Raw genomic sequence first — 23956 nt, forward strand, 5'->3', positions numbered from 1 at the left:
GTCCACATTCTTGGACATTGCGGGACGGGAAATCTGCCTAGCCTCTGTCGGGAGGAGGGTGGCATGCGTGCACGGCCGCCCGATTCATTCCTGGCGCAAATCGCGCGTGTTCTATTCGATCGGGAGCAGCGGTGCTCGTCGATCGGTCGGAGGTGCCACACATGTTCTCTACCCAGCGTTTTCGTCACCGGCGCGCTGCCGCCGGTCTCGCTGTGACGCTCGCGCTCGCCTCGGGAGGCTGGCTTGATTCCTCGGTCGCCCTTGCGGATCCCGGTGCGAGGTTTCTGGTGATCAGCGGGGCGGCGTCATCGAATATCAGTGTGCTCGGCCTCGATGACGCGGGCAGGTTGTCGACAGTGCCAGGCTCGCCCTTTCCGTCCGGTACCGGTTCGTTGGCGGTGACGGTCACGCCCGACGGCCGCTACGTCTACTCGACCAACACGGTGTCGGGCACCGTGAACGGGTTCCGCCTCGGCGGCGACGGCGTTCTCACCTCGATTCCCGAGGCCAACCTCGAGCTGGGCGGACCCGGTGTGGGAGCCGTGGTCGCGCCCGACGGAAAGAGGCTGTTCGTGACGACTGGTTCGGTGACCAACGAAATCCGTACCTATTCGATCACCGCGACAGGTGGGCTCGTCTTCACCGGTGCGGTTCAGGTGCCCGGGGTGAGTGCGCTCAATCAGCTCGCGATCGCCCCGGACGGCCGTTTCGTTTTCGCCGTCGGTTGGCTGCAGGCGACGGCGTTCAGTTTCGCCGTGGGGGCCGACGGTGGGCTGACCCTGGTCGATTCCGTCGGGGCGGGTTCGATGTCGACCCTGCCGGGTGTGACGCCGGACGGCCGGTTCATGTACGTCAGTAATGAAGCCAGCGGTGATATCTCGGGCTACGCGATCGGTGCCGACGGCGAACTGAGCCCCGTGCCGGGGTCGCCCTTCCGCACCGGGCTGATGCCGTTGCCGCACGGTGCGGTCTTCACCGCCGACAGCCGCCGGATGTACATGGCCGAGGCGATGGCGGGCCAGATCGGCGGGTTCCAGATCGCGGAGAACGGGTCGCTGAGCCCACTGCCCGGATCGCCGTACCCGGCGCCGGCAGGCACGCTGCCGGGCCGCGTGGTCGTCGACTCGGAAACGCGACGGGTCTTTCTCATCGACACCCTCACCGTCGGCATCACCGCGCGCGTGCACCCGTATGCGATGGCACCCGACGGGCGGCTCACGCCGACGGGGGAGCAGGCAGTCGACACGGGGCTGATCTTCGCCGACGGGGCCAACGCGGTACTGGTAGAGCAGCGATGATATTACATATATTATATTCAATAGACTCGCACAGCTGCCAAGGGAGGCACACGATGAAACCGTACCGCTCGATGCTCTTCGTCCCCGGTCACAAGGGTTCTTGGGCCGACAAGGGCGTCGCCTCCGGGGCCGACGCGCTGATCCTCGACCTCGAGGACTCGGTGCCCGCCGCGGACAAGGTCGAGGCGCGCGGCACGGTCGCGGCCACGATCGACCGGCTCACCGCCGAAGGCGTGCGCCCCGACCTGTGGGTGCGGGCCAACCCGGAGGTGAGCGGGCTGCTCGGCGGCGACCTGGAAGCCATCGTGCGGCCGGGGCTGGCCGGGTTGTTTCTGGCCAAGGTGTTCACCGCCGACGAGATCGTGCGCCTGGACGCGGTGCTGAGCCACATCGAGCAGCGTGAGGGCATCGAGGTCGGAACGGTGCAGCTGATCGTGTCCTTCGAGACCGCGGTGTCGATGGCGCACTGCGAGGAGATCGCGGGCGCGAGCCCCCGGGTGGCTTCCCTGCTCGGCGCCACCGGCCCCAACGCGGACGTCGGTCGCGAACTCGGCTTCGAGTTCACCCCCGCCGGGCTGGAAACGCTGTACCTGCGTAGCCGGATCATCCTCGCCGCGCGGGCGAACGGTCTGCACCACCCGGTGACCGGTGTGTGGCAGGACATCAAGGATCTCGAGGGCGCGCGGCGCTTCTGCCTGGACAACCGGCAGCTCGGCTACCGCGGTCTGGTGGCGATCCACCCCTCGCACGTGGCGATCGCCAACGAGGTGTTCTCGCCGTCGCCGGAGACCGTCGACTACTGCAGGCGCATGATCGCGGCCTTCAACGAAGCCGAGGCCGCCGGTAGCGCGGCGGTCGACTTCGAAGGCCAGCACATCGATCTCGCCCATGTGAAGACGGCGGAGGGTGTCATCGCCCTGGCCGATGCCGTGGCGGCCAACGCGTAATAGCAGACGAAAGCGGGGGTGGCCGTGGCCACCCCCGCGTTTCCGTGCGGCCGATCAGCTCACGATCAGCAGGACCGTCTCCGCGACACAGGCCGGCTTGGCCTCGCCGCCGTCGAGTTCGTACTTCGCCGTCACGACGGCGCCCGCGGCGGTCTCGGTGACATCGGTGATCGTGACCGTGGCCCGCAGGTTCGACCCCGCGCGCAGCGGCGCGGGGAAGCGAACCTTGTTGACGCCGTAGTTCACCCGCGCCGAACCGAAGGTGAAGTCCAGCAGTTCGGGCCGGAAGTGCGAGATCAGCGACAGTGTGAGATACCCGTGGGCGATGGTGCCGCCGTAGGGTCCGGCGGCGGCCCGCTCGGGGTCGACGTGAATCCACTGCTCGTCGTCGGTGACCTCGGCGAAGGCCGAGATGCGCGCCTGGTCGACCGGATACGGTTCGCTCGGGCCGATCGGTTCCCCCACGGCGGCGCGGACCTCGTCGAGGGTGGTGAATACGCGGGGCACGGTCTCTCCTGATCAGTCGGTGGTGACTTCGACGGTGGCGTTCGGTCCGGCGGATTCGCCACCGGGACCGAACAATTCGAGTGCCACCCCGTCGGGTACCTCGGTGGCGAGCAGGCGTGCGGGCTGCCCGCAGAACAGCGGCGCCCGGCCTCGGTGGCGCAGCTCCCGCACCGGTGCCCCGCCCATCAGGCGGTGGATCTCGGCCAGTGCGATGGCCTGGAAGGGCCCGTGGACGACCAGCCCCGGGTACCCCTCCACGCCGGTGGCATAGGGCCAGTCGTAGTGGATGCGGTGCGCGTTGGCGGTGGCCGCGGAGAACCGCGCGAGCAGTGACGGATCGGTCCGCAGCTGCCAGGCGTTGTCCGCCGTGCGGTGCAGGGGAGTGCGCGGCAGGGTCTCCTCGGCCGACGGCGGTTGCGCGGGTTGTTCCGGCGCAGGCGCTGCCTCCCGGTAGATCAGGTTCTGCGATTCCTCGATCGCGAGTTCCCCTGTCTCGCTGTACAACCGGATCTGCACATCGACGACGACCAGGGCACCGGAGCGGCCGTTCTTCTCGGTCACCGACGCCACTTCGGCTTCGCGGCGAACCGTGCTCCCGACGAGAAGCGGTGCGTGAAAACGGATCTTGCCACCGGCGAACATGCGTCGCGGCAGTTCCACCGGGGGCAGGAACGAACCGCGCCGCGGGTGACCGTCGGGGCCGAGCACGCCGGAGGCGGCCCAGCGGGGCAGGGCTACCCAGTGCCACAGCGGCGGCAGGGTGTCGCCGGGGCCCGGCGTGGGGAGACCGTCGTCGAGGAGCGCGGCCAGCGCTGCCACGGGTGCGGGATCGAGGAGCTCGGTGGAGGTCTCGAGGTGGGGCTGCCAGGCGGGGGTGGTGCTCACATGAACCGCCCGCCGGTCACCTCGAGCACCGTGCCCGTCATGTACGAGGACATATCGGAGGCGAGAAACAGTGCCACCGTGGCGATCTCGTCGATCTCACCGGCGCGGCCGAGCGGGATCTCGGCCATCTTCTGATCCCACACCTTCTGCGGCATGGCCTCGGTCATGGCCGTGCGGATCAGGCCGGGCTGGATGGCGTTGACCCGCACACCTAGGTGCGCGAGCTCCTTCGCTGCGGCCTTCGACAGGCCGACGATGCCCGCCTTGGCCGCGGAATAGTTGGTCTGACCCGGCAGGCCGATCTTGCCCGAGAGCGAGGACATATTGACGATGGTGCCGCCGCCGCGTTCCCGCATCACCGCACCGGCCAGCCGGGTGCCGTTCCACGTGCCCTTGAGGTGGACGGCGATAACCTGGTCGAACTGGTCCTCGGTCATCTTGCGCATGGTCGCGTCGCGGGTGATGCCCGCATTGTTGACCATCACGTCGACGGGGGAGAAGGATTCGGCGGCGGCGTCGATCAGGGCTTGGACCTCGTCGGCGACGGTGACATCGCAGCGCACCCCGCGGGCGACGGCCGCACCGCCGAGCTTGTCGGCGGCGGCCTGCGCGGCGGCGCCGTCGATGTCACCGATGACGACGCGCGCACCCTCGGCGACGAATCGTTCGGCGATGGCGTAGCCGATGCCCTGGGCGGCGCCGGTGATGACGGCGGTCTTGTCGGCCAGAAGTGGTCCGGTCATGGCTGTTCCTCACTGTCGGTGGTGGCGTCGAGCTGCGCCAGGATGTGGCGGGCGCGGTCGAGCACGGGCTTGTCGACCATGGCGCCGTCGACGACGACGACACCGGAGGTGTCGGTGATCGCGGCGAAAATCTTTCGTGCCCAGGCTTGTTCGGCCTCGGTGGGGCGAAATGCTGTGGCTACCGGGTCGAGCTGGCGCGGGTGGATACAGAGTTTGCCGGTGAAGCCGAGCCGCTTGCTGTAGCGGGCGTCGTCCTCGACCATGTCGGCGTCATCGACGACGCCGGTGACACCATCGATCGGGCCTGGCAGCCCAGCAGCGGCGGAAGCGAGGACCAAGGCGTGTCTGGTACCGGCGAGTGCCTCGCGGTCGGTGGGGTCGACACCGAGTTCAGCGGCCAGATCGAAGGTGCCGACCGCGAGCCGGTCCACGCCCGGCGTGGCCGCGACGGCTGCGGAATGCAGTACCCCCGCCGCCGTTTCGATCAACGCGATCAGCAAGGGTCGGCTGCTCGCGACCTTCGGGCGATAGGGAGCACTCGCTCGTGCTTCGGTGAGCGCATCGATGACGCTGTCGAGATTGCCGATGTCGGCTTTGGGCAGTACGACCGCGCAGCGCAGCGGAGCCAGTGCGGCGAGATCGGCTGCGTGCCAGACGGTTCCGGCCGCGTTGATGCGCACCGCGCACTCGTTGCCTGCCTCGATCCAGGCGACGGCGTGTTCGCGGGCGGCCGCCTTGGCATCGGGTGCCACGGCGTCTTCGAGGTCGAGGACGACCACACCGGGATTCGCCGCGGCGGCCTTGGCGAAGCGTTCGGGACGGTCGGCCGGGACGAACAGCAGGGTCGACGCGACGCGGATCCGGGTCGCCAGCTCCGTCGCGGTGCGGGTGCTCATGCGCGCTTCTTCGCTTCGCGCACGAGACCGCCGCCGATGATCAGGCGCTGGATCTCGCTGGTGCCCTCGTACAGGCGCAGCAGACGGACATCGCGGTAGATGTGCTCGACGGTCACCTCGCGCATGTACCCGCTGCCGCCGTGGACCTGCACCGCGTTGTCGGCGACCCGGCCGACCATCTCGGTGCAGAACAGCTTGGCCACCGAGGGGGAGATGCGACGGTCCTCGCCGGAGACATACTTGGCGGCGGCGTCGCGCACGAGCGCGCGACCGGCCATCACCCCGGTCTGCATGTCGGCGATAAGCGCCTGGACCAGCTGGAAATCACCGATCGGCGTACCACCCTGGGTGACGGTGGCGGCGTAGGCCACCGACTCGTCGAGCGCGCGCTGGGCGGTGCCGACCGACAGCGCGGCGATGTGCACGCGACCACGCGAGAGCGAGGCCATCGCGGCCTTGTATCCGACGTCCTCCGAGCCGCCGACCAGAGCGTCGGCGGGGACACGGACGTCGGTGAAGGTGACGTCGGCGGTCCAGGCACCTTCCTGGCCCATCTTCGCGTCCTTGGGTCCGACGATGACGCCCGGGGTGTCGGCGGGCACCAGGAACACCGCGATACCTGGTCCGTCGGGGCCGCGTTCGGCGGTGCGGGCGAAGGTTACGAACAGATCGGCGAGGGGGGCATTGGTGATGAACCGCTTCTGGCCGTCGATCACCCAGTCGTCGCCATCGCGGCGGGCACGGGTGCGCAGCCCAGCGGGATTGGAACCCGCGCCGGGCTCGGTGAGCGCGAAGGAGGCCAGCACCTCGCCCGAGGCGATCCGCTCGAGCCACTGCTTCTTCTGTTCGTCGGTGCCGTAGTTGACCAGCACCTGACCGGCGATGCCGTTGTTGGTGCCGAACAGCGACCGCAGCGCCAACGAGGTGTAGCCGAACTCCATGGCCAGCTCGACGTCCTGGGTGAGGTCGACGCCGAGACCACCCCACCGCTGGGGGATGGCGTATCCGAACAAGCCCATCTCCGCGGCAGCCTGGCGGATGTCGCCGGGGATCGCGTTGGTCTCCAGGATCTCCTGCTCGCGCGGGACCACCTTGGTACGGATGAACGTGCGGACGTGAGCCAGGATCGGCTCGAAGTCCTCGGCACTGAGTTCGGACACTCTCGGCTCCTCTGTGATTGAGGCTGATACTAGATATAATATACAATGATATAATATACGATGAGCCGAACCGGCGGAGTAAGATTTGTTCGACGCCGTCTAGTGCATAATATATTCTGAGAGGACGCGACATGGCTGGCCTGTATTTCGAGGAGTTCGAGCCGGGAATGGTCATCGACCACCCCACCCGCCGCACGGTCACCGAGGCCGACAACACGCTGTTCAGTGTGATGACGCTGAATCTGGCCCCACTGCACCTGGACGCCGAGTACAGCAAGAACTCCATCTATGGCCAGCGGCTGGTGAACAGCCTGTTCATCCTCGGCTTGGTCTCGGGTATCACCGTGCCGGAGACCACGCAGGGCACCACTCTGGGCAACCTGGGCTTCGAGCAGATCAAGTTCCCCAAGCCGGTGTTCCACGGCGACACCATTCACGTGCAGACCAAGATCGAGGCCAAGCGGGAATCGAAGAGCCGCAACGACTCCGGCATCGTGACCTTCCGGCACCTCGGCATCAACCAGCGCGACGAGGTGGTCTGTGACGCCCTGCGCGTCGGCCTGATGATGAAGCGTCCGGCCGAACAGGCCTGATCCGGCCACGACGAACCAGCAACGAGGAGGACACGTCATGGTGGACGTTCAGCCTGCCGAGCCGCCGGCATGGGTGCCCGACGCGCGGATCCGTGAGCGCAGCCGTCTGCTCGCGGCGATGCGCGCCTGGGGATTCGGTGACGACGCCGCGGCGGTCACCGAGCTCAACGAGCGAGCCATCGCCGAGCCCGAATGGTTCTGGCGGGCCGCGACGACGGACCTGGGCGTGGACTTCTCGGTCCCGTTCGACCGCGTCGTCGACGACTCGGCCGGAAAGCCGTTCCCCCGGTGGTTCACCGGCGGCGGTGTCAACATCGCGCGGCTGGCAGCGCACCGGCACGCGGACGGCGCTGCCGCGGACCGGCTGGCTGTGGTCTACGAGGGCGACGAGGGTGAGCGGCGCACGTTGACCTTCGCCGAACTCGATACGCAGGTACGGCGTTTCGCCGCCAACCTCGTTCAGTTGGGTGTGCGGCGCAGTGACCGAGTGGTGCTGTTCATGCCCGTGGTGCCCGAAGCCGCGGTGGCCTTCCTCGCGATCGCGATGATCGGGGCCGTGTCGGTGCCCACCTTCAGCGGCTACGCGCCGGACGCGCTCGCCACCCGTCTGCAGGATTCCGAGGCAGTACTGCTGGTGACCGCCGACGGGACGACACGGCGCGGTAAGCGGGTCGAGCTGAAGGCGACCGCCGACGTGGCGCTGGAATCGGCGCCCACCGTGGCCAAGGTCGTGGTCGTCCGGCATCTGGGCACCGAGGTGGCGATGCGCGAGGGCCGCGACGTGTACTACGACGAGCTCGACGCCGATCCGTCCCCGGTGCCGACCGCCGACACCGAGTCCAACGATCCGCTGACCATCGTCTACACCTCGGGCACCACCGGACGGCCCAAGGGCATCGTGCACTCCCACGGTGGCTTCGCGGTGAAGACGGCGGTCGACTTCGGCTACGGCTTCGACGTGCACGAGGGCGACGTCGTCTCCTGGATCACCGACCTCGGCTGGCTCGTCGGCCCCATGTTGATGACCGGACCGTTACAGCTGGGCGCGACGATCGTGATGATCGAGGGGCTGCCGACGCACCCCACCGCGCACCGGATGTGGGAGATCATCGAACGCAACGGTGTCACCGTCGCCGGTATCGCGCCCACCGCGGCGCGTGCGCTGAAGGCGGCGGGTGAGGCGGTCACCCACGCGATGCCGAGCCTGCGCACCTTCGTGTCCACCGGCGAGGCCTGGGACGAACCTACCTGGTGGTGGCTGTTCTCCGAGGTCTGCGGCGGCACGCGGCCCATCGTCAACTACAGCGGTGGTACCGAGGTCGGTGGCGGCATCCTCATCGGGTACCCGTTCCTGCCCGCCGCTCCGGCCGCCTTCACCGGCGCCCTGCCCGGCGTGGACGCCGCGGTCTTCGGTGAGGACGGCAACCCGGTCGTCGGTGAGATCGGGGAACTGGTGGTACGCAACACCTTCCCCGGCATGACCCATGCCTTCTGGCAGGACCGCGAGCGGTATCTCGAGACCTACTGGAACCAGTGGGACGGAGTATGGGTGCACGGCGACCTCGCCAGCATCGACGACCAGGGCATGTGGCGCATCCACGGCCGGTCCGACGACACCATCAAACTGTCGGGTCGCCGGGTCGGTCCCGCGGAGATCGAGGCGGCGCTGCTGCGCGACAACCGGATCTCCGAGGTCGCCGTGATCGGCGTGCCGGATGAACGGCGCGGCCAGCGCGCGGTCGCTTTCGCCGTGCTGCGGTCCACCGGTCAGGCGCCGGAAGACCTGCAGGACACTGCGATCGGCAATGCGGGACGTTCGTTCGCCCCCTCGGTCGTCGTCGTGGAGAGCCTGCCCAAGACCAAGAACGGGAAGATCATGCGCCGGGCCATTCGGTCCCGGTATCTCGGGGCCCCGACCGGAGACATGTCCTCCCTCGACCCCGCCACCCCACTCGAAGCGATCCCCGTGTCCGCGGGCGACGAACAGGAGTAGCAATGACTGCCGCTACAGCGACCGACGACAACGTCGAAGTCGTCCGACAGGCCACGCGTGAACTCGCGCGCAAGTTCGACAACAACTACTGGCTCGACAAGGACAACAAGCACGAATATCCCTGGGACTTCGTGAAGGCCTTCGCCGCCGGCGGCTGGCTGGGCGCGATGATCCCCGAGGAGTACGGCGGCATCGGCCTCGGTCTGAAGGAAGCCGCCGTCATGCTCGGCGAGATCTCGTCCTCCGGTGCGGGCATGAGCGGCGGGTCGGCGATCCACTTCTACGTGTTCCCGCCCGCCCCGATCGTGAAGTACGGCTCGGAGGAGATGAAGCGCGAGTACCTACCCAAGCTGGCCTCGGGTGAGCTGCTTATGGCGTTCGGTGTCACCGAACCCACCGCGGGCGTCGACACTTCGCGGATCAAGACCAAGGCGACCAAGGTCGACGGCGGCTGGTTGATCAACGGGCAGAAGGTGTTCATCACCAACGCCCAGAACGCGCACAAGATCCTGCTGCTGGCCCGCACCTCGCCGCGACGCGAGGACAAGCCGCTGTGGGGCATGTCGCTGTTCCTGGCCGACATGGACCGCTCCAAGATCACCGTGCGCGAGATCGACAAGCTCGGCCGCGCCGCGATCGACACCAACGAGCTGTTCATCGACAACCTCGAGGTGTCCGACGATCGACTCGTCGGTGAGGTCGACAAGGGCTTCTACTACCTGCTCGACGGCCTGAACCCCGAGCGCATCGTGGTCGGCATGGAAGGTGTGGGCCTGGGTCGCGCCGCCCTCGAGATCGGTGCCGAATACGCCAAGAACCGCGTGGTCTTCGACCGCCCGATCGGTCAGAACCAGGCCGTTGCGCACCCGCTGGCCGATTCCTGGATCCGGCTGGAAGCCGCCGAGGGCATGATCATGCGCGCGGCGGAACTGTTCGACGCGGGTCTGCCGTGTGGTCCTGAGGCGGCCGCGGCCAAGTACCTCGGTGCCGAAGCCGGTTTCGAGGCGTGCGATCGTGCGTTCTCCACGCTCGGCGGGTACGCCTACGCGAAGGAGTACCACATCGAGCGGCTGTGGCGGGAAGTGCGTCTGCTGCGCAACGCGCCGTTCTCCCAGGAGATGGTGCGTAACTACATCTCCCAGCAGGTGCTCGGCCTACCGCGTTCCTACTAGGAGGGGAAATACCGATGACGGGACCGTTGGCCGGTGTGCGTGTGGTCGTGTTGGCAGGCATGGGACCGGTGCCCTATGTGTCGATGCTGCTGGCCGACATGGGCGCCGATGTCGTGCGGGTGGTGCGGCCGCCGCACCGCTCGGCGCGTGAGTTGAGCCAGACCGTCGGCCTGACCGAGGAGACCGATGTGGTCAACCGCGGCGTCGGGTCGGTGGCGGTGGACCTGAAGGACCCGGAGGGGCGCGAAGCCGTCCTGCGCCTTGCCGATTCGGCCGAGGTGTTCATCGAGGGCTATCGCCCCGGTGTTACCGAGCGCCTGGGTCTCGGCCCCGAGGTCGCCACCGCACGCAACCCCCGCCTGGTCTACGTCCGGCTCACCGGCTACGGCCAGACCGGTCCCCGTGCCAAGGACGCCGGACACGACATCAACTATGTCGCACAGTCCGGCGCCCTGCACGCCCTCGCCTCCGAAGGCGGCGCGCCGCGACCGCCGATCAACCTGCTCGGTGACTACGCCGGTGGCGGGGCGATCGGCGCGTTCGGCATCGCCTGCGCGCTGGTGGAGGCCGGGCGGACCGGACGCGGTCAGGTCATCGACGCGGCGATGGTCGACGGTGTCGCCGTGCTGACGGCCAAGTTGCAGGGTTTGCGCGCCGCCGGGCTGTACTCCGACGAACCGGGAACCAACTTCCTCGACTCCGGTGCCCCGTTCTACGACACCTACCGGTGCGCGGACGGCCGGTACCTGGCGGTCGGCGCGCTCGAACCCGACTTCTACCGTGAGTTCCTGGACCGGCTCGATGTCGACACCACCGGCTGGCCGGACCAGGACGACCGCGACCAGTGGCCGAGACTGCGCGAACTCATCGCCGAAGCGGTGTCGAAGCGGACCCGCGACGAGTGGTGGCAGGTGTATCGGGGCACCGATGCCTGCGTGTCCCCGGTACTCACCTTCGACGAAGCCGCCGACGATCCTCACAACGTGGAACGTGGAGTGTTCCAACGGGTTTCAGGAGTATTGCACCCCGCGCCCGCGCCGCGCTTCGACCGGACCCCGGCCCGCGCCCCCTCGTGCCCGCCCACCGAAATCGGCGACCTCGACGACATCCTGGCGCGGTGGGCGACCGCCGCCGCGCCGACCGGCGTCGACGCGGTGTCGATCAGCGAATGAAAGGACAACAAGTGCCCGGTTACGAGGAGTTCTCGTCTCTGACGATCGACCGCCCCGCCGACGGCGTGCTGCGGATCGTGCTCGACGGACCGAACCTGAATTCGGTCGGTGCCGAGGCACATCGCCACCTCGCCGACATCTGGCCCGTGATCGCGCTCGACGAATCGGTGCGCGCCGTCGTCATCCGCGGGGCGGGGGAGCGGGCCTTCTCCGCTGGTGGCAGCTTCGACTTGGTCGAGGCCATGATCGGTGACTACACCTCGCGGACGCGGGTGATGCGCGAGGCGCGGGACCTGGTGCGCAACATCATCGAGGTGCCCCAGCCGATCATCTCCGCGATCAACGGTCCGGCCGCGGGTGCCGGTCTGGTGGCGGCGTTGCTCGCCGACATCTCGGTGGCGGGCCGCCGCGCCAAGATCGTCGACGGACACGTGCGCCTCGGTGTGGCCGCGGGCGATCACGCCGCGATCTGCTGGCCGCTGCTGACCTCGATGGCCAAGGCCAAGTACCACCTGCTGACCAACGAGGTGCTTACCGGCGAGGAAGCCGAGCGCATCGGCATGGTGTCGTTGTGCGTCGACGACGACCAGGTCCAGGACCGCGCGATGGAGATCGCGCAGAAGCTGGCCGCCGGTTCGCGGGCCGGTATCCAGGGCACCAAGATGGCGCTCAACGGCTGGTACCGGCAGGCGATGCCGATCTTCGACGCCTCGCTCGGCCTCGAGTTCTATCACTTCGGCGGCCCCGATGTCGTCGAGGGCGTCGGTTCACACCGTGAGAAGCGGGAGCCGAGGTTCTCATGAGCACCGACCCCACGTGTGCTCCGCTGGCCGGGGTGACGGTGATCGGTCTCGAACAGGCCATCGCCGCCCCGCTGTGCACCCGGCACCTGGCCGACCTCGGTGCCAGGGTGATCAAGGTCGAGCAGCCCGGATACGGCGACTCGACCCGGCACTACGACACGGTCGTCGGCGGCCTGTCGGCGCATTTCACCTGGCTCAACCACGGCAAGGAATCGGCGGCGCTGGATCTGCGCGCCGCCGATGACCTGGCGGTCCTCGAAGCGATGCTGGCCGGCGCCGATGTGCTGGTGAGCAATCTCGGCCCCGGCGCGCTGGATCGGCTCGGTCTCGGTGTCGACGAGCTGGCACGCGGGTTTCCTCGCTTGATCATCGTCGACATCTCCGGCTACGGCCGTGGCGGTCCGCTCGACCACAAGCGCGCTTACGACCTGCTGATCCAGGCCGAGGGGGGTTCGTGCGCGATCACCGGCACGCCCGGCCATCCTGCCAAGCCCGGAATCCCGGTGGCCGACATCGGCACCGCGTTGTACGCGTACTCGGCGGTCCTGGCCGCGCTCTACGATCGTGAGCGCACGGGTCGCGGCGCGGTCGTGCCGGTCGCGATGCTCGACGTGGTGTCGGAGATGATGGGCTTCGCACTCAACCAGGTGCTACACGCGGGCGCGGAGCCGGTCCCGGTCGGTATGGGTTCGCCGATGATCGCCCCGTACGGCGCGTATCCGACCTCCGACGGGCAGAAAGCGGTCCTCGGCACCACCAGCGATCGGGAGTGGCGGCGGATGACCGAGCTCATGGGCTGCCCCGAACTGGCCGAGGACCCGCGCTATCTGCACAACGACGACCGGGTCGCACACCGCGGTGAGGTCGACGCGGTCGTCGAACAGTGGTGTGCCACCAGAACTCTCGCTGAGATTCAGGACGCCGCGGACAAGGCCGGAATCGGCAACGCCCGGCTGAACGGCGTGCGTGAGCTCGCCGAGCACCCCCAGCTGCGAGAACGCGGCCGGTGGCGTGAGATCGGGACTCCGTCCGGACCCGTACCGGCCTTGCTGCCGCCGGGCACGGCACGGCACTGGCCGGTGACCAACGGTTCGGTGCCCGCACTCGGCGCGCACACCGACGCGATCCGAGCCGAGTTCGCGCCCCGGGTCGCCCAGCCGAGGCGGACCTGATGGACCTGCCGCGCGTCGCCCCGCCGACCAGCCTGAAAACCACCGCCGTGCAAGAGATCCGGCGGCGGATCTTCGCGGGCGAGCTGCGCCCCGGCGACAAGATCGACCAAGACGAGATCGCGGACTCGCTGGGAATCAGCAAGCTGCCGGTGCGGGAGGCGCTGATCGCCCTCGAACTGGAGAGCATCGTCGACATGCCGCCCCGGCGTGGGGCTTTCGTCGCCCCGATGACGCGCGACGACGTGCGCGATCACTACTGGTTGCTGGGCGTGGTGTCGGGGCTGGCTGCCGCCCGTGCGGCCGCCCGGATTCCCGAGTCCTCGCTCGACGCGCTCGGCCGGATCCTCGACCGGATGGCAACGGCGTCGAGCCGGGACCGTGAGACGCTGAACTTCGAGTTCCATCGAATGATCAACCGCGCGAGCGGTTCCCGACGTCTGCTCACCGAGCTCAAAGTGCTCGGCAGCGCGGGACCACACGGTTTCTACGAGACTCACGACGACTGGTCCGATACCGCCGATCGCGATCACCGCGAGATCCTGGCGGCCCTGCGGGACCGGGATGTGGCAACGACGCGTGCCGTCACCGAGGAGCACTTCCTGCACGGTGGCGATCGGGCGGTGCACATGCTCGAATCCCGTGGCTTCTGGAAATGATATAATATTTTATGCGTGAACTAGGGAAGGGTGGGCATGAGCCTCACAGCCGATGAGCAGCAGATGGTCGATCTGGTCGCCGATTTCGTCGACCAGCGGGTTCGCAATCGTGTGCGCGAGTTCGAGGAAGACGATGTCTATCCCGAGGAGTTCATCGAGGAGATGAAGAAGCTGGGCTTCTTCGGTTTGCTCGCGCCCGCCGAATTCGGTGGTGTGGACGTGAGTACCGCCTGTTTCGCCGGCGTCACCGAACAGCTCGCGCGCGGCTGGATGAGCCTGGCGGGCGCGATCGGCGGCCACTCGGTGATCACCTACCTGATCAAGACCTTCGGTACGCCGGAGCAGAAGTCGAAGTACCTGCCGAAGATGGCCGAGGGCGCGATCCGCGCCACGATGGCCCTGACCGAACCCGCTGGCGGCAGCGACCTGCAAGCCATGCGCACCGTCGCCGTGCGCGACGGCGACCAGTGGTCCATCACCGGTTCCAAGACCTGGATCTCCAACGCCGCGCATTCCGGGCTGATCGGGTTGCTGTGCGTCACCGATCGTGATGCCAAGCCCGCCCACAAGGGCATGAGCGTGATCCTGGTCGAGCCCGGTGACGGGATGGTCATCTCCAAGAAGCTGCCCAAGCTCGGCTATCGCGGTGTGGAAGCCTGCGAGTTGGTGTTCGACGGCCGCAAGGTCGGCGACGACGCCATCCTGGGCGGTGTGCCGAACCTGGGGTGGAGCCACATGATGCGCGGCCTCGAGGTCGGGCGCATCCAGGTCGCCTCGCGCGCGCTCGGTGTCGGCCAGGCCGCACTCGATGCCGCCGTGCGCTACGCGCAGGAACGCGAGTCCTTCGGCAAGCCGATCTGGAAGCACCAGTCCGTCGGTAACCTGCTGGCCGACATGGCGACCAAGCAGCGCGCCGCCCGCCTGCTGACCCTCGACGCCGCCCAGAAGCTGGACGCGGGGGTGCGCGCCGACATGGAGGCGGGCATGGCCAAGCTGTTCGCCTCCGAGACCGCGATGCAGATCGCGCTCGACGCGATCCGCGTGCACGGCGGCTACGGCTACTCCAAGGAATACGACGTGGAGCGCTACTTCCGGGACGCGCCGCTGATGATCGTCGGTGAGGGCACCAACGAGATCCAGCGCAATGTCATTGCCGCACAGCTCATCGCGCGCAACGCGATCTGATCGGAGTCGATGGATGTCAACCCTGCGCCGGGCCGCGATCGTCGCGCCCACCCGCACCCCCGTCGGCACCTTCGGCGGTTCCCTGCGTGACGTGCCCGTCGAGGACTTGGGCGCCACCGTGGTCAACGCGGTCATCGAGCGCTCCGGGATCGACCCCGAACGCATCGACGATGTCGTGTTCGCTCAGTCCTACGCCAACTCCGAAGTACCGTGCGTCGGTCGTTGGCTGGCGCTGCACGCCGGACTGCCGATCTCCGTGCCGGGCATGCAGCTCGACCGGCGCTGCGGCGGTGGCCTGCAGGCCCTGGCCACCTCGGCGATGATGGTGCAGACCGGTGCGGCCGACGTGGTGCTGGCCGGCGGGGTCGAGTCGATGAGCCGCGTCGAGTACTACTCGACCAGCACGCGCTGGGGCGCCCGCGCGGGCACCGTGCAACTGTTCGACCGGCTCGACCGCGGGCGCGAACGTTCCCAACCGGTGGCCCGGTTCGGCAAGATCTCCGGAATGATCGAGACGGCCGAAAACCTCGCGACGGACTACGGTCTGATGCGTGAGGAGGCCGATGCCTTCGCCGCACGCAGCCACCAGAAGGCGGCCGCCGCCTGGGCGGAAGGTCGATTCGCCGACGAAGTGGTTCCGGTGACCGTGCCACAGCGCAAGGGTGAGCCGGTAGTCTTCGCCGCCGACGAGGGGATCCGCCCGGACTCCACGCCACAGACCCTGTCGAAGCTACGCACGATCATGCCCGACGGCACCGTCACCGCCGGCAACTCGAGCCAGCAGAACGACGCCGCCGCAGGACTTCTCGTCGTCGCCGAGGACCAGCTCGACGCGCTCGGCCTCGAACCGATCGGCTACCTGACCGGCTGGGCCGCCGCAGGCTGCGAGCCCTCCCGCATGGGTATCGGGCCGGTGCCCGCCGTCGCCAAACTCGCCGCGCGCCAGGGCACCGATACCGCTTCGCTGCTCGATTCGATGGATCTCGTCGAGGTCAACGAGGCGTTCGCGGTGCAGGTCCTCGCGGTCCTGGAAGGCTGGGGCTGGCGCGATCACGACCGGCTCAATGTCAACGGGTCCGGCATCTCGCTGGGACACCCCATCGGCGCCACGGGCGTACGAATGGTCACCACTCTGCTGCACGAACTGCGCCGACGCGGCGGAGGCAAGGGCCTCGCCACGATGTGCATCGGTGGCGGCCAAGGTATGGCCGCCACCTTCGAGACCGCCTGATCACCGTTCAGGCACCGATTGTGCCCCGGCGAACTGAACAGGCCCGCCGGGGCACAGTCATTCGGAACGACAAGTACAAGCAGGTCGACACGCGATGAAATCTGACAAGCGATCACCATGCCCACACGAGCCCGATGTCCGGTTGATGGTCCAGTTCGCCACCATCCGGATGGAATTCGTGGCGTGTCTGACAGCCGCGCTGGTTTTCGTCCAGGATGTGGCCGGCCGCCATATCTGTGACATCACGGTCGGAGCCGCGCATTACGCAGACCTGCCCCGTCTGCCGAACGAACGCCTGTACCTGATGCCCTGAAATGTGAAGAGCCTGGCCCGACTTGGCAATTCCAAGCCGGGCCAGGCTTTTTCGGCGGGTCAGACGCGCAGCAACGCGGCGAATTCACTGACCGGCGTGGTGGGATCCCCGGCGTTGATCGATGTCAGCAGGGCCTCGCTGCGGTCGGCACCCAGATCGGCGACGGTGAGGTCTCGGAACTTGGCGTCCAGGTCGGCCTCGGTCATCGGGTTCTCGGCGGTGCCACGGGGGTTGTCGACGAAGACGTGCTCGGTGGAGCCGTCGCGGTAGGTGACCGTGATGTCGGCGATCCAGCGTCCCGCGTATTCGGCGTCGAGTTCGGGGTCGACCTCGATCTTCACCCGCCGCGCCATCTCGGCGACCTCGCTGTCCTCGCCGAGGTCGAGACGCCCGTCCATGTAGTCGTGGTGTGTACGGAAACCGTTGCCACGGCCGAGGATCGCCAAGGCGAACTGGAATGGCAGACTGTATTGCAGGTGCTCGATGATCTGCGGGGCGTATGCGTTGGCGTTCTGGTTGCCGATGATCACGTCACCGCCGGACTGGATGCCGAGCCGAATGGACTCGACCTCGGATGCCCGCGCGGTGAGTTGCTGTGCGCCGTCGATGTAGGCGTGGTTGATGCCGCAGCAGCAGTAGGGCTTGATCCACACCCGTGTGATCTGGAAAGAGGCTGCCGGGGAGAACAATTCAACCGCGTTGTCGGCGACCGGGCGCCCGACGAAGGTGCGGTAGAAGCCCTTGCCGCCGCTGAGGAAGGTGGTCGGGCCGGTGATGCCGGCGGCCGCCATCTCCGCGGCGCGAATGCCGTTGCGGGTGCCGATTCCCGAATGCAGCCGTTTCACCGAGCCGCCGGTCGAGGTGTATTCGGTGGTGCCCGAGCTGTGGCTCATCGCGATGGACAGCGCGTGCACGGTGCGCTCGGCGTCGAATCCGCGCATCTTCGCGACCACGGCGGCGGCACCGAAAGCGGACAACACCCCGTGCGGATGGAAACCGCGTTCGAGCAACTGCGGCGCGGCCAGGATGCCGATCCGGGTGTAGACCTCGTACCCGGCGACGATGCCGGTGATGACCTCCGCCATCGAGGCACCGAGTTCCTCGCCGACGGCGACGGCCGCGGAGACCACCGCGCTGCCCGGGTGGCTGGAGCTGGAGCGGTGGGCGTCGTCGTACTCGAAGCCGTGCCCATAGGTCGCGTTGACGAAAGCGGCGTCGGCGGCGCTCATTTCGTCACCTGACGCGGTGACGTGGGCGGAACCGGGTGCGTGCGAGGCCTTGGTCAGCTCGAGCACTGCCCGGCTCCACGACAGCGACGCGCAGCCGATCTGCACGGCCAGTTGGTCTTGCATGAGTCGACGGGCGCCGGCCAGCGCGTCGGCCGGGATCGAGTCGTACTCCAGGTCGGTGACCAGCCGGGCGACGGCGGCTTCCAACGGGGGTAGGGAAGGCATGGAGAACCTTTCGGAAAGTGGGGGCGTCAGGCCAGCGTGTCGAGCAGGGGCTGCGGCAGGCCGTAGGACTTGCATTCGATGTAGGCGTCGAAGCCCTCGAGTCCGGCTTCGCGGCCGATGCCGCTGTTCTTGAAGCCACCGAGCGGAGCGAAGAAGCCGGCGGGGGTGCCGTTGACCTCGACGGTGCCGGTACGGATGTGGCGAGCCACCGCCAGCGCGTGCGCGGGATCGGCGGCGAAGACCGAACCGTTGAGGCCGTAGTCGGAGTTGTTGGCGATATCGATCGCCTCGGCTTCGGTGTCGAAGGTGTGCACGGTCAGTACCGGACCGAAGACCTCCTCCTGGGCGATCCGCGCGTCGGGGTCGACGTCGCCGAAGATCGTCGGCTCGACGTACCAGCCCCGGTCCAGACCCTCGGGCCTACCGCCGCCGACGATCACCTGGGTGCCCTCGGACCGGGCCTGCGCGATGTAGCTCTCCACGCGTTCCCGTTGAGCGCTGGTTACCAGCGGGCCGACCTCGGTCGTCGGATCGAACGGGTCACCGATCGGCATCGATCCCACCATGTCGCGCAACCGGTCGTAGAGCTCGTCGCGCAGCGAACGGGCCACCACGATGCGGGTCTTGTTGCTGCACACCTGCCCGGTGTTGCGCAGCGACAGCGCCCGGATCACCGGCACCACGGCATCGAGGTCGGCGTCGTCGAGCAGCACCGCGGCGGACTTTCCGCCGAGCTCGAGGGTGACCCGCCGCAGGTCCTGGCCGCAGATCGCGGCGATCCGGCGGCCCGCGGCCGTCGAGCCGGTGAACGAGACCTTGTCGACGCCCCGATGGCGGACCAGGTGCTCACTGACCTCACGCCCCGCGACGACGACGTTCACCACGCCGGCGGGCAGACCGGCTCGCTCGAAGATCTCGGCGAGCAGATACGCCGACATCGCGGTCTCCGGCGACGGCTTGAGCACCGCCGTGCACCCGGCCAGCAGCGCGGGCGCCAGCTTGATCATGGCGATCTGCAGCGGCGCGTTCCACGGCACCACCGCCGCGACGACACCGACGGGCTCGCGCGTGACGAGCGCGTTGCCGGTGACCGAGCGGCGGATATCGGACCACAGGTATCGCGGAGCGAGCTCGAGGAACGCGTCGAGCAACAAGCGGGTGCCCATCGACTGCATCCGCGTCGACAGCGTGATCGGACACCCCATCTCGGCGCTGATCAGGCGAGCGACCTCGTCCTGCCGGTCGGCGAGGATCTCGCTCACGCGGGTGAGGACCGCGATCCGCTCCGTGAGTTCCGTCCGGGGCCACGGGCCACGATCGAACGCGGCGCGGGCGGCGGCGACGGCGGTGTCGATATCGGCCTCGCTGCCCTCGGCGATGCGGGCGAGGGGTTCCTCGGTGGCGGGGGAGACGACCTCGAACGTGCGCTGTGTTGCCGGATTCACCCACCCGCCGCCGATGAACAGTTTGTCGAACTGTCCCTGCCACAACTCTGTCTGAACACTCATGGGTAGACCTATCGTCCTCGTCGGCGATTGCGTCCGGGTGGGAACTTCCCTGGTCAGCGGTAGTTTCGCGCGCAGCACCATTCGCGGCCATATGACCCGGCTCATGTAAAGTATATGATATAACGTGGCTCACAGGCCAGGACTGCTGTGCTCGCCGCCACTGCGCCTCTTCCGTCGGTCGCTGTCGTGCGCCGATCGACCTTCGCCGGATGTGACCCATGGCACCGCGCTGTGGAGATAATATATAATATGAGCACGTGACTAGAGGGAGACAGGCTATGCAGCACAGGCCGCTCGACGGAATTCGGATCCTGGAGATCGGGGGCTACATCTCGCTCCCGTTCGCCACCTCCATGTTGTGCGCCCTCGGTGCCGAAGTCGTGAAGGTGGAGCGCCCCGTCGTGGGCGAGGACTTCCGCCGTCACCAGAACGACGCCAGCCCGTACTTCCGCCAGTACAACACCGGCAAGCGCAGCCTGGCCGTCGACCTCAAGCAGCCCGAGGGCATCGCCCTGGTCAAGGCGCTGATCCCGCGCTTCGATGTGGTCCTCGAGAACATGCGCCCCGGCAAGGTGGCCGGGATGGGTCTGGGGCCCGAGGTCTGCCGCGAACTACGCCCCGACATCGTCTACGGCTCGGTGACCGGCTTCGGTGCTGGTGGCCCGCTCGCCAGCCGGCCGGCCTACGACACCATCGGGCAGGCGTTCGGTGGCCTGTACTCCCTGCTCGGCGACGAGGGACATCCCCAGCTCACCGGCGGCCTGAGCGCCGACCTGATCACCGGGCTCAGTACCGCCGCGGGCGTGCTCGCCGCGCTGGTCGGCCGGTACCGCACCGGGGAACCGCAGCACGTGGAGACCTCCATCATGGAGGCCGTCAGCGTGCTCGTCACCGACGGCATCACCCAGGCCTTCGAACTCGGCGCCGACCCGACCCGGCGCAGCAGGCACCCGCAGGCGCAGAACTTCTGCGCGCCGACCGCCTCGGGCGAGTACATCGCCGTGCACTTGTCCTCATCACAGAAGTTCTGGCAGTCGCTGTGCCGGGCGATGGATCGCGCCGATCTGGCCGTCGACCCGCGCTTCGCCGAATACCGCCCGCGTGAGTCGAACTATTTCGAGCTCGCCGAGATCGTCGAGGCCGAATTCGAACAGCGCTCGTTCGCGGAGTGGGAGAAGCGGCTCACCGCCGAGGACGTGCCCTTCGCCCCGGTGCTGTCGATGACAGGCTACGTCGAGCACGAGCAGGTCGGGTGGCTGCGCATGATCGAGCCGCAGGACGACGGGCTCGCGTTGGTGCGTCCGCCGTGGCGCTTCGCCGGCGAGCGGCCCGAACGCCCTGGTGTCGCTCCTCGGGTGGGCGCGGACACCCGTGCTGTCGCCGGTGAGGTGTACTCGGCAGAGAAGGTCGACGAACTCGTGGCCGCGGGCGTGCTCTCAGCGGACGGCTGACCGCGTCGTCAGGCCGGTGCTCGAAGACAATGTCGTCTTCGAGCACCGGCCCGTTTGCTGTAGTGCGGAGATACCAGGGCCGCAACGCTATTCGGTGGTCCCGAGGACTCCCGCGGATCGCAATTTCCCGAGTTCGCTGTCACTGAGACCGAGGACTTCGGCGAAGACCTGATCGGTATCGGCACCGAGTGCCGCGGCCGGGCTCACCGGTCCGTACTCGCTGTCCTCACGGATCGGGCTGTGTGCCGAGATGACCGGTCCGATACCGGGCTGGTCGACTTCGGTCAGCACCCGGCTGCCGACTCCCGCCTCGAAATCGGCCACCACATCACTCATCTGGCGGTAGCGGCTCCACAGCACGCCCGCTTCGGTGAGCGCCGCACCCACCGCGTCGAGGGGCAGTCCGGCGAACCACGGCCGCATCACCGCCGCGATCGTCTCGCGGTGGATGTACCTGTGCGTTTCGTCGGCAAAGTCCACACTCAGGGTCTGTTCGAGCGAGGCGATCACCTTCGCCGTACCGGTCGCCGTGCACAATGCCCGCCACTGACGCGGCGTGAGTGCGACCACCATGACGCGTCCCTCGTCGGCGGTGACGAAATCGGCGCCGAACGAGCCGTACATGTAGTTGCCGTGGCGCGGACGGTCACCGCGTTCCCGAACCTCGCTGAGCCACCCCAGATTCGCGACGCCGGCCAGCGCGACATCGGCCAGTGCGATCTGCAGATCCGCGCCCTCGCCGGACCGTTCCCGACGGTGCAGGGCGGCGAGCAGTGCGGTGGTCGCGGTCATACCGGCCACCAGATCCCATGCGGGCAGCACATGATTCACCGGGGTACGCGAATCGGCGGGCCCGGTGAGATCGGTGACACCGACCTCGGTGTTGACCGTGTAGTCCACCGCGGGACCGCCACCGGCCTGACCACCGATGTGCACCTTGATCACATCGGCACGCCGGTCCGCGAGCGCCTCGTAGGAGAACCACGGCCGCCCGACCGCGTTGTCCACGACGATCCCCGCGCCCTTGCCCGGCGCGGTCGCCAACGCCAGCACCAGTTCCCGACCCTGCTCGCTGCGTACGTCCACCGCGATCGACTGCTTACCGCGGTTGAGCGAATTCCAGTACAGGCTCTCGCCGTTGCGCTGGGCGACCGGCCACCGGCGGTAGTCGGGTCCGCCGCCGAGCGGGTCGACCCGGATGACCTGCGCGCCGAGCTGGGCGAGCGTCATACCCGCGGACGGTCCGGCCACGAAACTTGCGAACTCGACGACGCGCAGGCCCGCCAGCGGCTGCCCGCTCACGTGCTCACCGCCGGGAAAGGGTCGACATGGCCGGGCATCTGCATCGCGCTACTCCTTCGTCCGCGGCGGACCGCTCCTCCTATGTGAAATATAATATATCCCAACGAGTGGGTCAGGGCGCGAGGAGCCAGGAATTCGGGCACGGTTCAGGGAGAGCCCGTCATCCGGCGCATCGAGACGGGGGCGCGCCAGCCGCAGGGGAGACCGCAGGTTGCGATCACTTCGTGGTGGACGGAGCCGTCGGGGAATTGCTGGACCACTCTCGATGTCGAGGCGGGGTAGCCGCAGGCGCCACATCGTCCGAAGTAGTCGAGGAGTTCGTGGACGGTGGTGCGGACAGGCGCTGGCACTGCTTGTTCCGAGTGAGTCTGGGGACCTGGGTCCGCGCGGCCGGCAGCGACAGGATGATTACGCATAATATATAAACAACCGTGGGAGTGTTGCGACTGGAGGGTGGGCCTGAGCGGATCAGTTCGGGTGGTGTGCCGCGTCCTGGTGGGGGACCGGTGCCGACCAGGAGGTGAGGATGCGCAGCTTCTCGTGAGAGGTGGTGCCCGGCTCGGCCGACCAGAGGACCAGCTGCTGTTCCGAATCGCTGGTGGAGCTGAAAGTGTCCCAATTCAGGGTCATCTCGCCGACATCCGGGTGGTGGAGGGTCTTCGAGCCGAACTCCTGCCTGGCCACGTTCCGCGCCGCCCACCACTGCCGGAACTGTTCGTCGGCGATGGACAGTTCACCGACCAGCGCGGTGAGCTGAGGGTCGGTCGGATTGGTCGCGGCATCCATGCGGAGGATGGCGACGCACGTACGCGCCACGCTTTCCCAGTCGTCGTAGAGGGTGCGCATCGCCGGATCCGTGAAGACCATCCGCACATAGTTGCGCTGCCGCGGCGTCATCTGGCCGAAGTCGGTGATCAAGGCCGCCGCGAGATGGTTCCAGGCGAGGATGTCGAGGTAGCGCCCGAACACCAGGGCCGGGGTCTCGGTGAGCTGGTCGAGCAGGCGCTGCAGCTGGGGCCGCACGGATTTCTGGCCTCGTTTGGCCGGACGGCGATCGAAGCGGCGGGCCAGGTTCTCGGCGTAATCGCGCTGGGCGTCGTCCAGGCGCAGGATCCGAACCAGCGCCTCCAGGACCGGCTCCGACGGTGCGAGGCGGCCCTGCTCGATCCTGGTGTAGTAGTCGTGGCTGATGGCGGCCAAGTCGGCGACTTCCTCGCGACGCAAGCCTGCCACCCGGCGCGCGGCTGCGCTGTGCACGCTCAAGCCCACCTCCTCGGGACTGAGCTCGGCACGCCGTGCTTTCAGGAATCCACCCAGCTCGCGAAGGTGGGGCGCTCTCTCGGTCATCTCTCCACGATATGTCCGTCGGTGTCGCCGCGCCTGGGACAAATTCTTCCCATGCCGACCGGAAAATGGTCGGCATCTCGGCAAAGGCCGAGGACCCAAGCGGATATTGTGTATAAAATACAAGTGTGCTCGGTCACAGAGGACTGGGCGTCGACCGCATGTTCAGGC

Annotated in this window: 22 protein-coding genes; 13 read left to right on the forward strand and 9 right to left on the reverse strand. The window is 67.9% G+C overall.

What is annotated here, in order from left to right; all coding sequences use genetic code 11:
- The first annotated feature begins 161 nt into the window (after positions 1 to 161).
- Together CRP45_RS04105 and CRP45_RS04110 are read left to right on the forward strand one after the other, a co-directional pair.
- The gene (locus CRP45_RS04105) at positions 162 to 1298 is read left to right on the forward strand and encodes a lactonase family protein (protein WP_143861329.1); all 1137 of its coding nucleotides are present in this window, start codon (positions 162 to 164) and stop codon (positions 1296 to 1298) included.
- A gap of 53 nt (positions 1299 to 1351) precedes the next feature.
- A complete protein-coding gene (locus CRP45_RS04110) occupies positions 1352 to 2245 on the forward strand; it encodes an HpcH/HpaI aldolase/citrate lyase family protein (RefSeq protein ID WP_097243836.1) in 894 nt (297 codons plus the stop codon).
- A 54-nt stretch (positions 2246 to 2299) separates the two neighbouring features.
- Here CRP45_RS04110 and CRP45_RS04115 read toward each other — a convergent pair whose 3' ends face one another.
- From CRP45_RS04115 to CRP45_RS04135, 5 genes are read right to left on the reverse strand one after another with little or no spacing between them, the layout of a single operon-like run.
- Positions 2300 to 2752: a MaoC family dehydratase gene (locus CRP45_RS04115; RefSeq protein ID WP_097243837.1), complete on the reverse strand. Its 453-nt coding sequence runs from the start codon at positions 2750 to 2752 to the stop codon at positions 2300 to 2302.
- Between the two features lie 12 nt (positions 2753 to 2764).
- Positions 2765 to 3637 carry an HTD2 family dehydratase gene (locus CRP45_RS04120; RefSeq protein WP_097243838.1) on the reverse strand — a complete coding sequence of 291 codons (873 nt, stop codon included), beginning with the start codon at positions 3635 to 3637 and terminating at the stop codon, positions 2765 to 2767.
- A complete protein-coding gene (gene fabG / locus CRP45_RS04125) occupies positions 3634 to 4380 on the reverse strand; it encodes a 3-oxoacyl-ACP reductase FabG (protein WP_097243839.1) in 747 nt (248 codons plus the stop codon). Before fabG ends, CRP45_RS04120 begins: the two co-directional genes overlap by 4 nt.
- Positions 4377 to 5276, reverse strand: a complete 900-nt coding sequence (locus CRP45_RS04130) for an HpcH/HpaI aldolase/citrate lyase family protein (RefSeq protein WP_097243840.1) — start codon at positions 5274 to 5276, stop codon at positions 4377 to 4379. The genes fabG and CRP45_RS04130 overlap by 4 nt, the downstream gene beginning before the upstream one ends.
- A complete protein-coding gene (locus CRP45_RS04135; protein ID WP_245909875.1) occupies positions 5273 to 6436 on the reverse strand; it encodes an acyl-CoA dehydrogenase family protein in 1164 nt (387 codons plus the stop codon). The genes CRP45_RS04130 and CRP45_RS04135 overlap by 4 nt, the downstream gene beginning before the upstream one ends.
- Positions 6437 to 6567: 131 nt before the next feature.
- Between CRP45_RS04135 and CRP45_RS04140 the strand changes: the two genes are divergently transcribed.
- The 10 genes from CRP45_RS04140 to CRP45_RS33160 all read left to right on the forward strand — a co-directional run bounded on the left by CRP45_RS04140 (position 6568) and on the right by CRP45_RS33160 (position 16726).
- A complete protein-coding gene (locus tag CRP45_RS04140; protein ID WP_097243842.1) occupies positions 6568 to 7029 on the forward strand; it encodes a MaoC family dehydratase in 462 nt (153 codons plus the stop codon).
- Positions 7030 to 7066: 37 nt separating this feature from the next.
- Positions 7067 to 9022: an AMP-binding protein gene (locus CRP45_RS04145; RefSeq protein WP_097243843.1), complete on the forward strand. Its 1956-nt coding sequence runs from the start codon at positions 7067 to 7069 to the stop codon at positions 9020 to 9022.
- A gap of 2 nt (positions 9023 to 9024) precedes the next feature.
- Positions 9025 to 10194, forward strand: coding sequence for an acyl-CoA dehydrogenase family protein (locus CRP45_RS04150; protein WP_097243844.1), 1170 nt, complete (start codon positions 9025 to 9027; stop codon positions 10192 to 10194).
- 14 nt (positions 10195 to 10208) lie between these two features.
- The gene (locus tag CRP45_RS04155; RefSeq protein ID WP_097243845.1) at positions 10209 to 11366 is read left to right on the forward strand and encodes a CaiB/BaiF CoA transferase family protein; all 1158 of its coding nucleotides are present in this window, start codon (positions 10209 to 10211) and stop codon (positions 11364 to 11366) included.
- 11 nt (positions 11367 to 11377) lie between these two features.
- Positions 11378 to 12169, forward strand: a complete 792-nt coding sequence (locus CRP45_RS04160; RefSeq protein WP_097244556.1) for an enoyl-CoA hydratase/isomerase family protein — start codon at positions 11378 to 11380, stop codon at positions 12167 to 12169.
- Complete coding sequence (locus tag CRP45_RS04165) at positions 12166 to 13341, forward strand: CaiB/BaiF CoA transferase family protein (protein ID WP_097243846.1); 1176 nt, start codon at positions 12166 to 12168, stop codon at positions 13339 to 13341. Before CRP45_RS04160 ends, CRP45_RS04165 begins: the two co-directional genes overlap by 4 nt.
- Positions 13341 to 13997: a GntR family transcriptional regulator gene (locus tag CRP45_RS04170; protein ID WP_097243847.1), complete on the forward strand. Its 657-nt coding sequence runs from the start codon at positions 13341 to 13343 to the stop codon at positions 13995 to 13997. The genes CRP45_RS04165 and CRP45_RS04170 overlap by 1 nt, the downstream gene beginning before the upstream one ends.
- Before the next feature lie 36 nt (positions 13998 to 14033).
- Positions 14034 to 15182 (forward strand): acyl-CoA dehydrogenase family protein, encoded by a 1149-nt coding sequence (locus tag CRP45_RS04175; protein ID WP_097243848.1) that lies wholly within the window; start codon positions 14034 to 14036, stop codon positions 15180 to 15182.
- A 13-nt stretch (positions 15183 to 15195) separates the two neighbouring features.
- Positions 15196 to 16413 (forward strand): acetyl-CoA C-acetyltransferase, encoded by a 1218-nt coding sequence (locus CRP45_RS04180; protein WP_218841073.1) that lies wholly within the window; start codon positions 15196 to 15198, stop codon positions 16411 to 16413.
- Between the two features lie 94 nt (positions 16414 to 16507).
- Positions 16508 to 16726, forward strand: a complete 219-nt coding sequence (locus CRP45_RS33160; RefSeq protein ID WP_143861330.1) for a hypothetical protein — start codon at positions 16508 to 16510, stop codon at positions 16724 to 16726.
- Between the two features lie 59 nt (positions 16727 to 16785).
- Here CRP45_RS33160 and CRP45_RS04185 read toward each other — a convergent pair whose 3' ends face one another.
- Both CRP45_RS04185 and CRP45_RS04190 read right to left on the reverse strand, forming a co-directional pair.
- Positions 16786 to 18180: an MmgE/PrpD family protein gene (locus CRP45_RS04185; RefSeq protein ID WP_097243849.1), complete on the reverse strand. Its 1395-nt coding sequence runs from the start codon at positions 18178 to 18180 to the stop codon at positions 16786 to 16788.
- Positions 18181 to 18206: 26 nt separating this feature from the next.
- Entirely contained in the window at positions 18207 to 19688 is a 1482-nt protein-coding gene (locus tag CRP45_RS04190; protein WP_097243850.1) for an aldehyde dehydrogenase, read from the reverse strand.
- A 278-nt stretch (positions 19689 to 19966) separates the two neighbouring features.
- Here CRP45_RS04190 and CRP45_RS04195 point away from each other — a divergent pair, with 278 nt between their 5' ends.
- On the forward strand, positions 19967 to 21139 hold the full coding sequence (locus tag CRP45_RS04195; protein ID WP_097243851.1) for a CaiB/BaiF CoA transferase family protein: 1173 nt from the start codon (positions 19967 to 19969) through the stop codon (positions 21137 to 21139).
- A gap of 87 nt (positions 21140 to 21226) precedes the next feature.
- On the opposite strand, the gene CRP45_RS04200 is transcribed toward CRP45_RS04195, so the two are convergent.
- Together CRP45_RS04200 and CRP45_RS04205 are read right to left on the reverse strand one after the other, a co-directional pair.
- Positions 21227 to 22441, reverse strand: a complete 1215-nt coding sequence (locus CRP45_RS04200; RefSeq protein WP_097243852.1) for a CoA transferase — start codon at positions 22439 to 22441, stop codon at positions 21227 to 21229.
- A 468-nt stretch (positions 22442 to 22909) separates the two neighbouring features.
- On the reverse strand, positions 22910 to 23788 hold the full coding sequence (locus tag CRP45_RS04205; RefSeq protein WP_097243853.1) for a helix-turn-helix transcriptional regulator: 879 nt from the start codon (positions 23786 to 23788) through the stop codon (positions 22910 to 22912).
- Positions 23789 to 23956 lie beyond the last annotated feature (168 nt).

The sequence above is a fragment of the Nocardia amikacinitolerans genome, assembly GCF_900215415.1.
Taxonomy (GTDB): Bacteria; Actinomycetota; Actinomycetes; order Mycobacteriales; family Mycobacteriaceae; genus Nocardia; species Nocardia amikacinitolerans.

Bases quoted from the DNA above. Each gene is read 5' to 3' on its own strand.
- CRP45_RS04105 (WP_143861329.1), top strand. From the start codon at position 162: ATGTTCTCTACCCAGCGTTTTCGTCACCGGCGCGCTGCCGCCGGTCTC.
- CRP45_RS04110 (WP_097243836.1), top strand. From the start codon at position 1,352: ATGAAACCGTACCGCTCGATGCTCTTCGTCCCCGGTCACAAGGGTTCT.
- fabG (WP_097243839.1), bottom strand. From the start codon at position 4,380: ATGACCGGACCACTTCTGGCCGACAAGACCGCCGTCATCACCGGCGCC.
- CRP45_RS04130 (WP_097243840.1), bottom strand. From the start codon at position 5,276: ATGAGCACCCGCACCGCGACGGAGCTGGCGACCCGGATCCGCGTCGCG.
- CRP45_RS04140 (WP_097243842.1), top strand. From the start codon at position 6,568: ATGGCTGGCCTGTATTTCGAGGAGTTCGAGCCGGGAATGGTCATCGAC.
- CRP45_RS04145 (WP_097243843.1), top strand. From the start codon at position 7,067: ATGGTGGACGTTCAGCCTGCCGAGCCGCCGGCATGGGTGCCCGACGCG.
- CRP45_RS04150 (WP_097243844.1), top strand. From the start codon at position 9,025: ATGACTGCCGCTACAGCGACCGACGACAACGTCGAAGTCGTCCGACAG.
- CRP45_RS04155 (WP_097243845.1), top strand. From the start codon at position 10,209: ATGACGGGACCGTTGGCCGGTGTGCGTGTGGTCGTGTTGGCAGGCATG.
- CRP45_RS04165 (WP_097243846.1), top strand. From the start codon at position 12,166: ATGAGCACCGACCCCACGTGTGCTCCGCTGGCCGGGGTGACGGTGATC.
- CRP45_RS04170 (WP_097243847.1), top strand. From the start codon at position 13,341: ATGGACCTGCCGCGCGTCGCCCCGCCGACCAGCCTGAAAACCACCGCC.
- CRP45_RS04175 (WP_097243848.1), top strand. From the start codon at position 14,034: ATGAGCCTCACAGCCGATGAGCAGCAGATGGTCGATCTGGTCGCCGAT.
- CRP45_RS04180 (WP_218841073.1), top strand. From the start codon at position 15,196: ATGTCAACCCTGCGCCGGGCCGCGATCGTCGCGCCCACCCGCACCCCC.
- CRP45_RS33160 (WP_143861330.1), top strand. From the start codon at position 16,508: ATGAAATCTGACAAGCGATCACCATGCCCACACGAGCCCGATGTCCGG.
- CRP45_RS04185 (WP_097243849.1), bottom strand. From the start codon at position 18,180: ATGCCTTCCCTACCCCCGTTGGAAGCCGCCGTCGCCCGGCTGGTCACC.
- CRP45_RS04190 (WP_097243850.1), bottom strand. From the start codon at position 19,688: ATGAGTGTTCAGACAGAGTTGTGGCAGGGACAGTTCGACAAACTGTTC.
- CRP45_RS04195 (WP_097243851.1), top strand. From the start codon at position 19,967: ATGCAGCACAGGCCGCTCGACGGAATTCGGATCCTGGAGATCGGGGGC.
- CRP45_RS04205 (WP_097243853.1), bottom strand. From the start codon at position 23,788: ATGACCGAGAGAGCGCCCCACCTTCGCGAGCTGGGTGGATTCCTGAAA.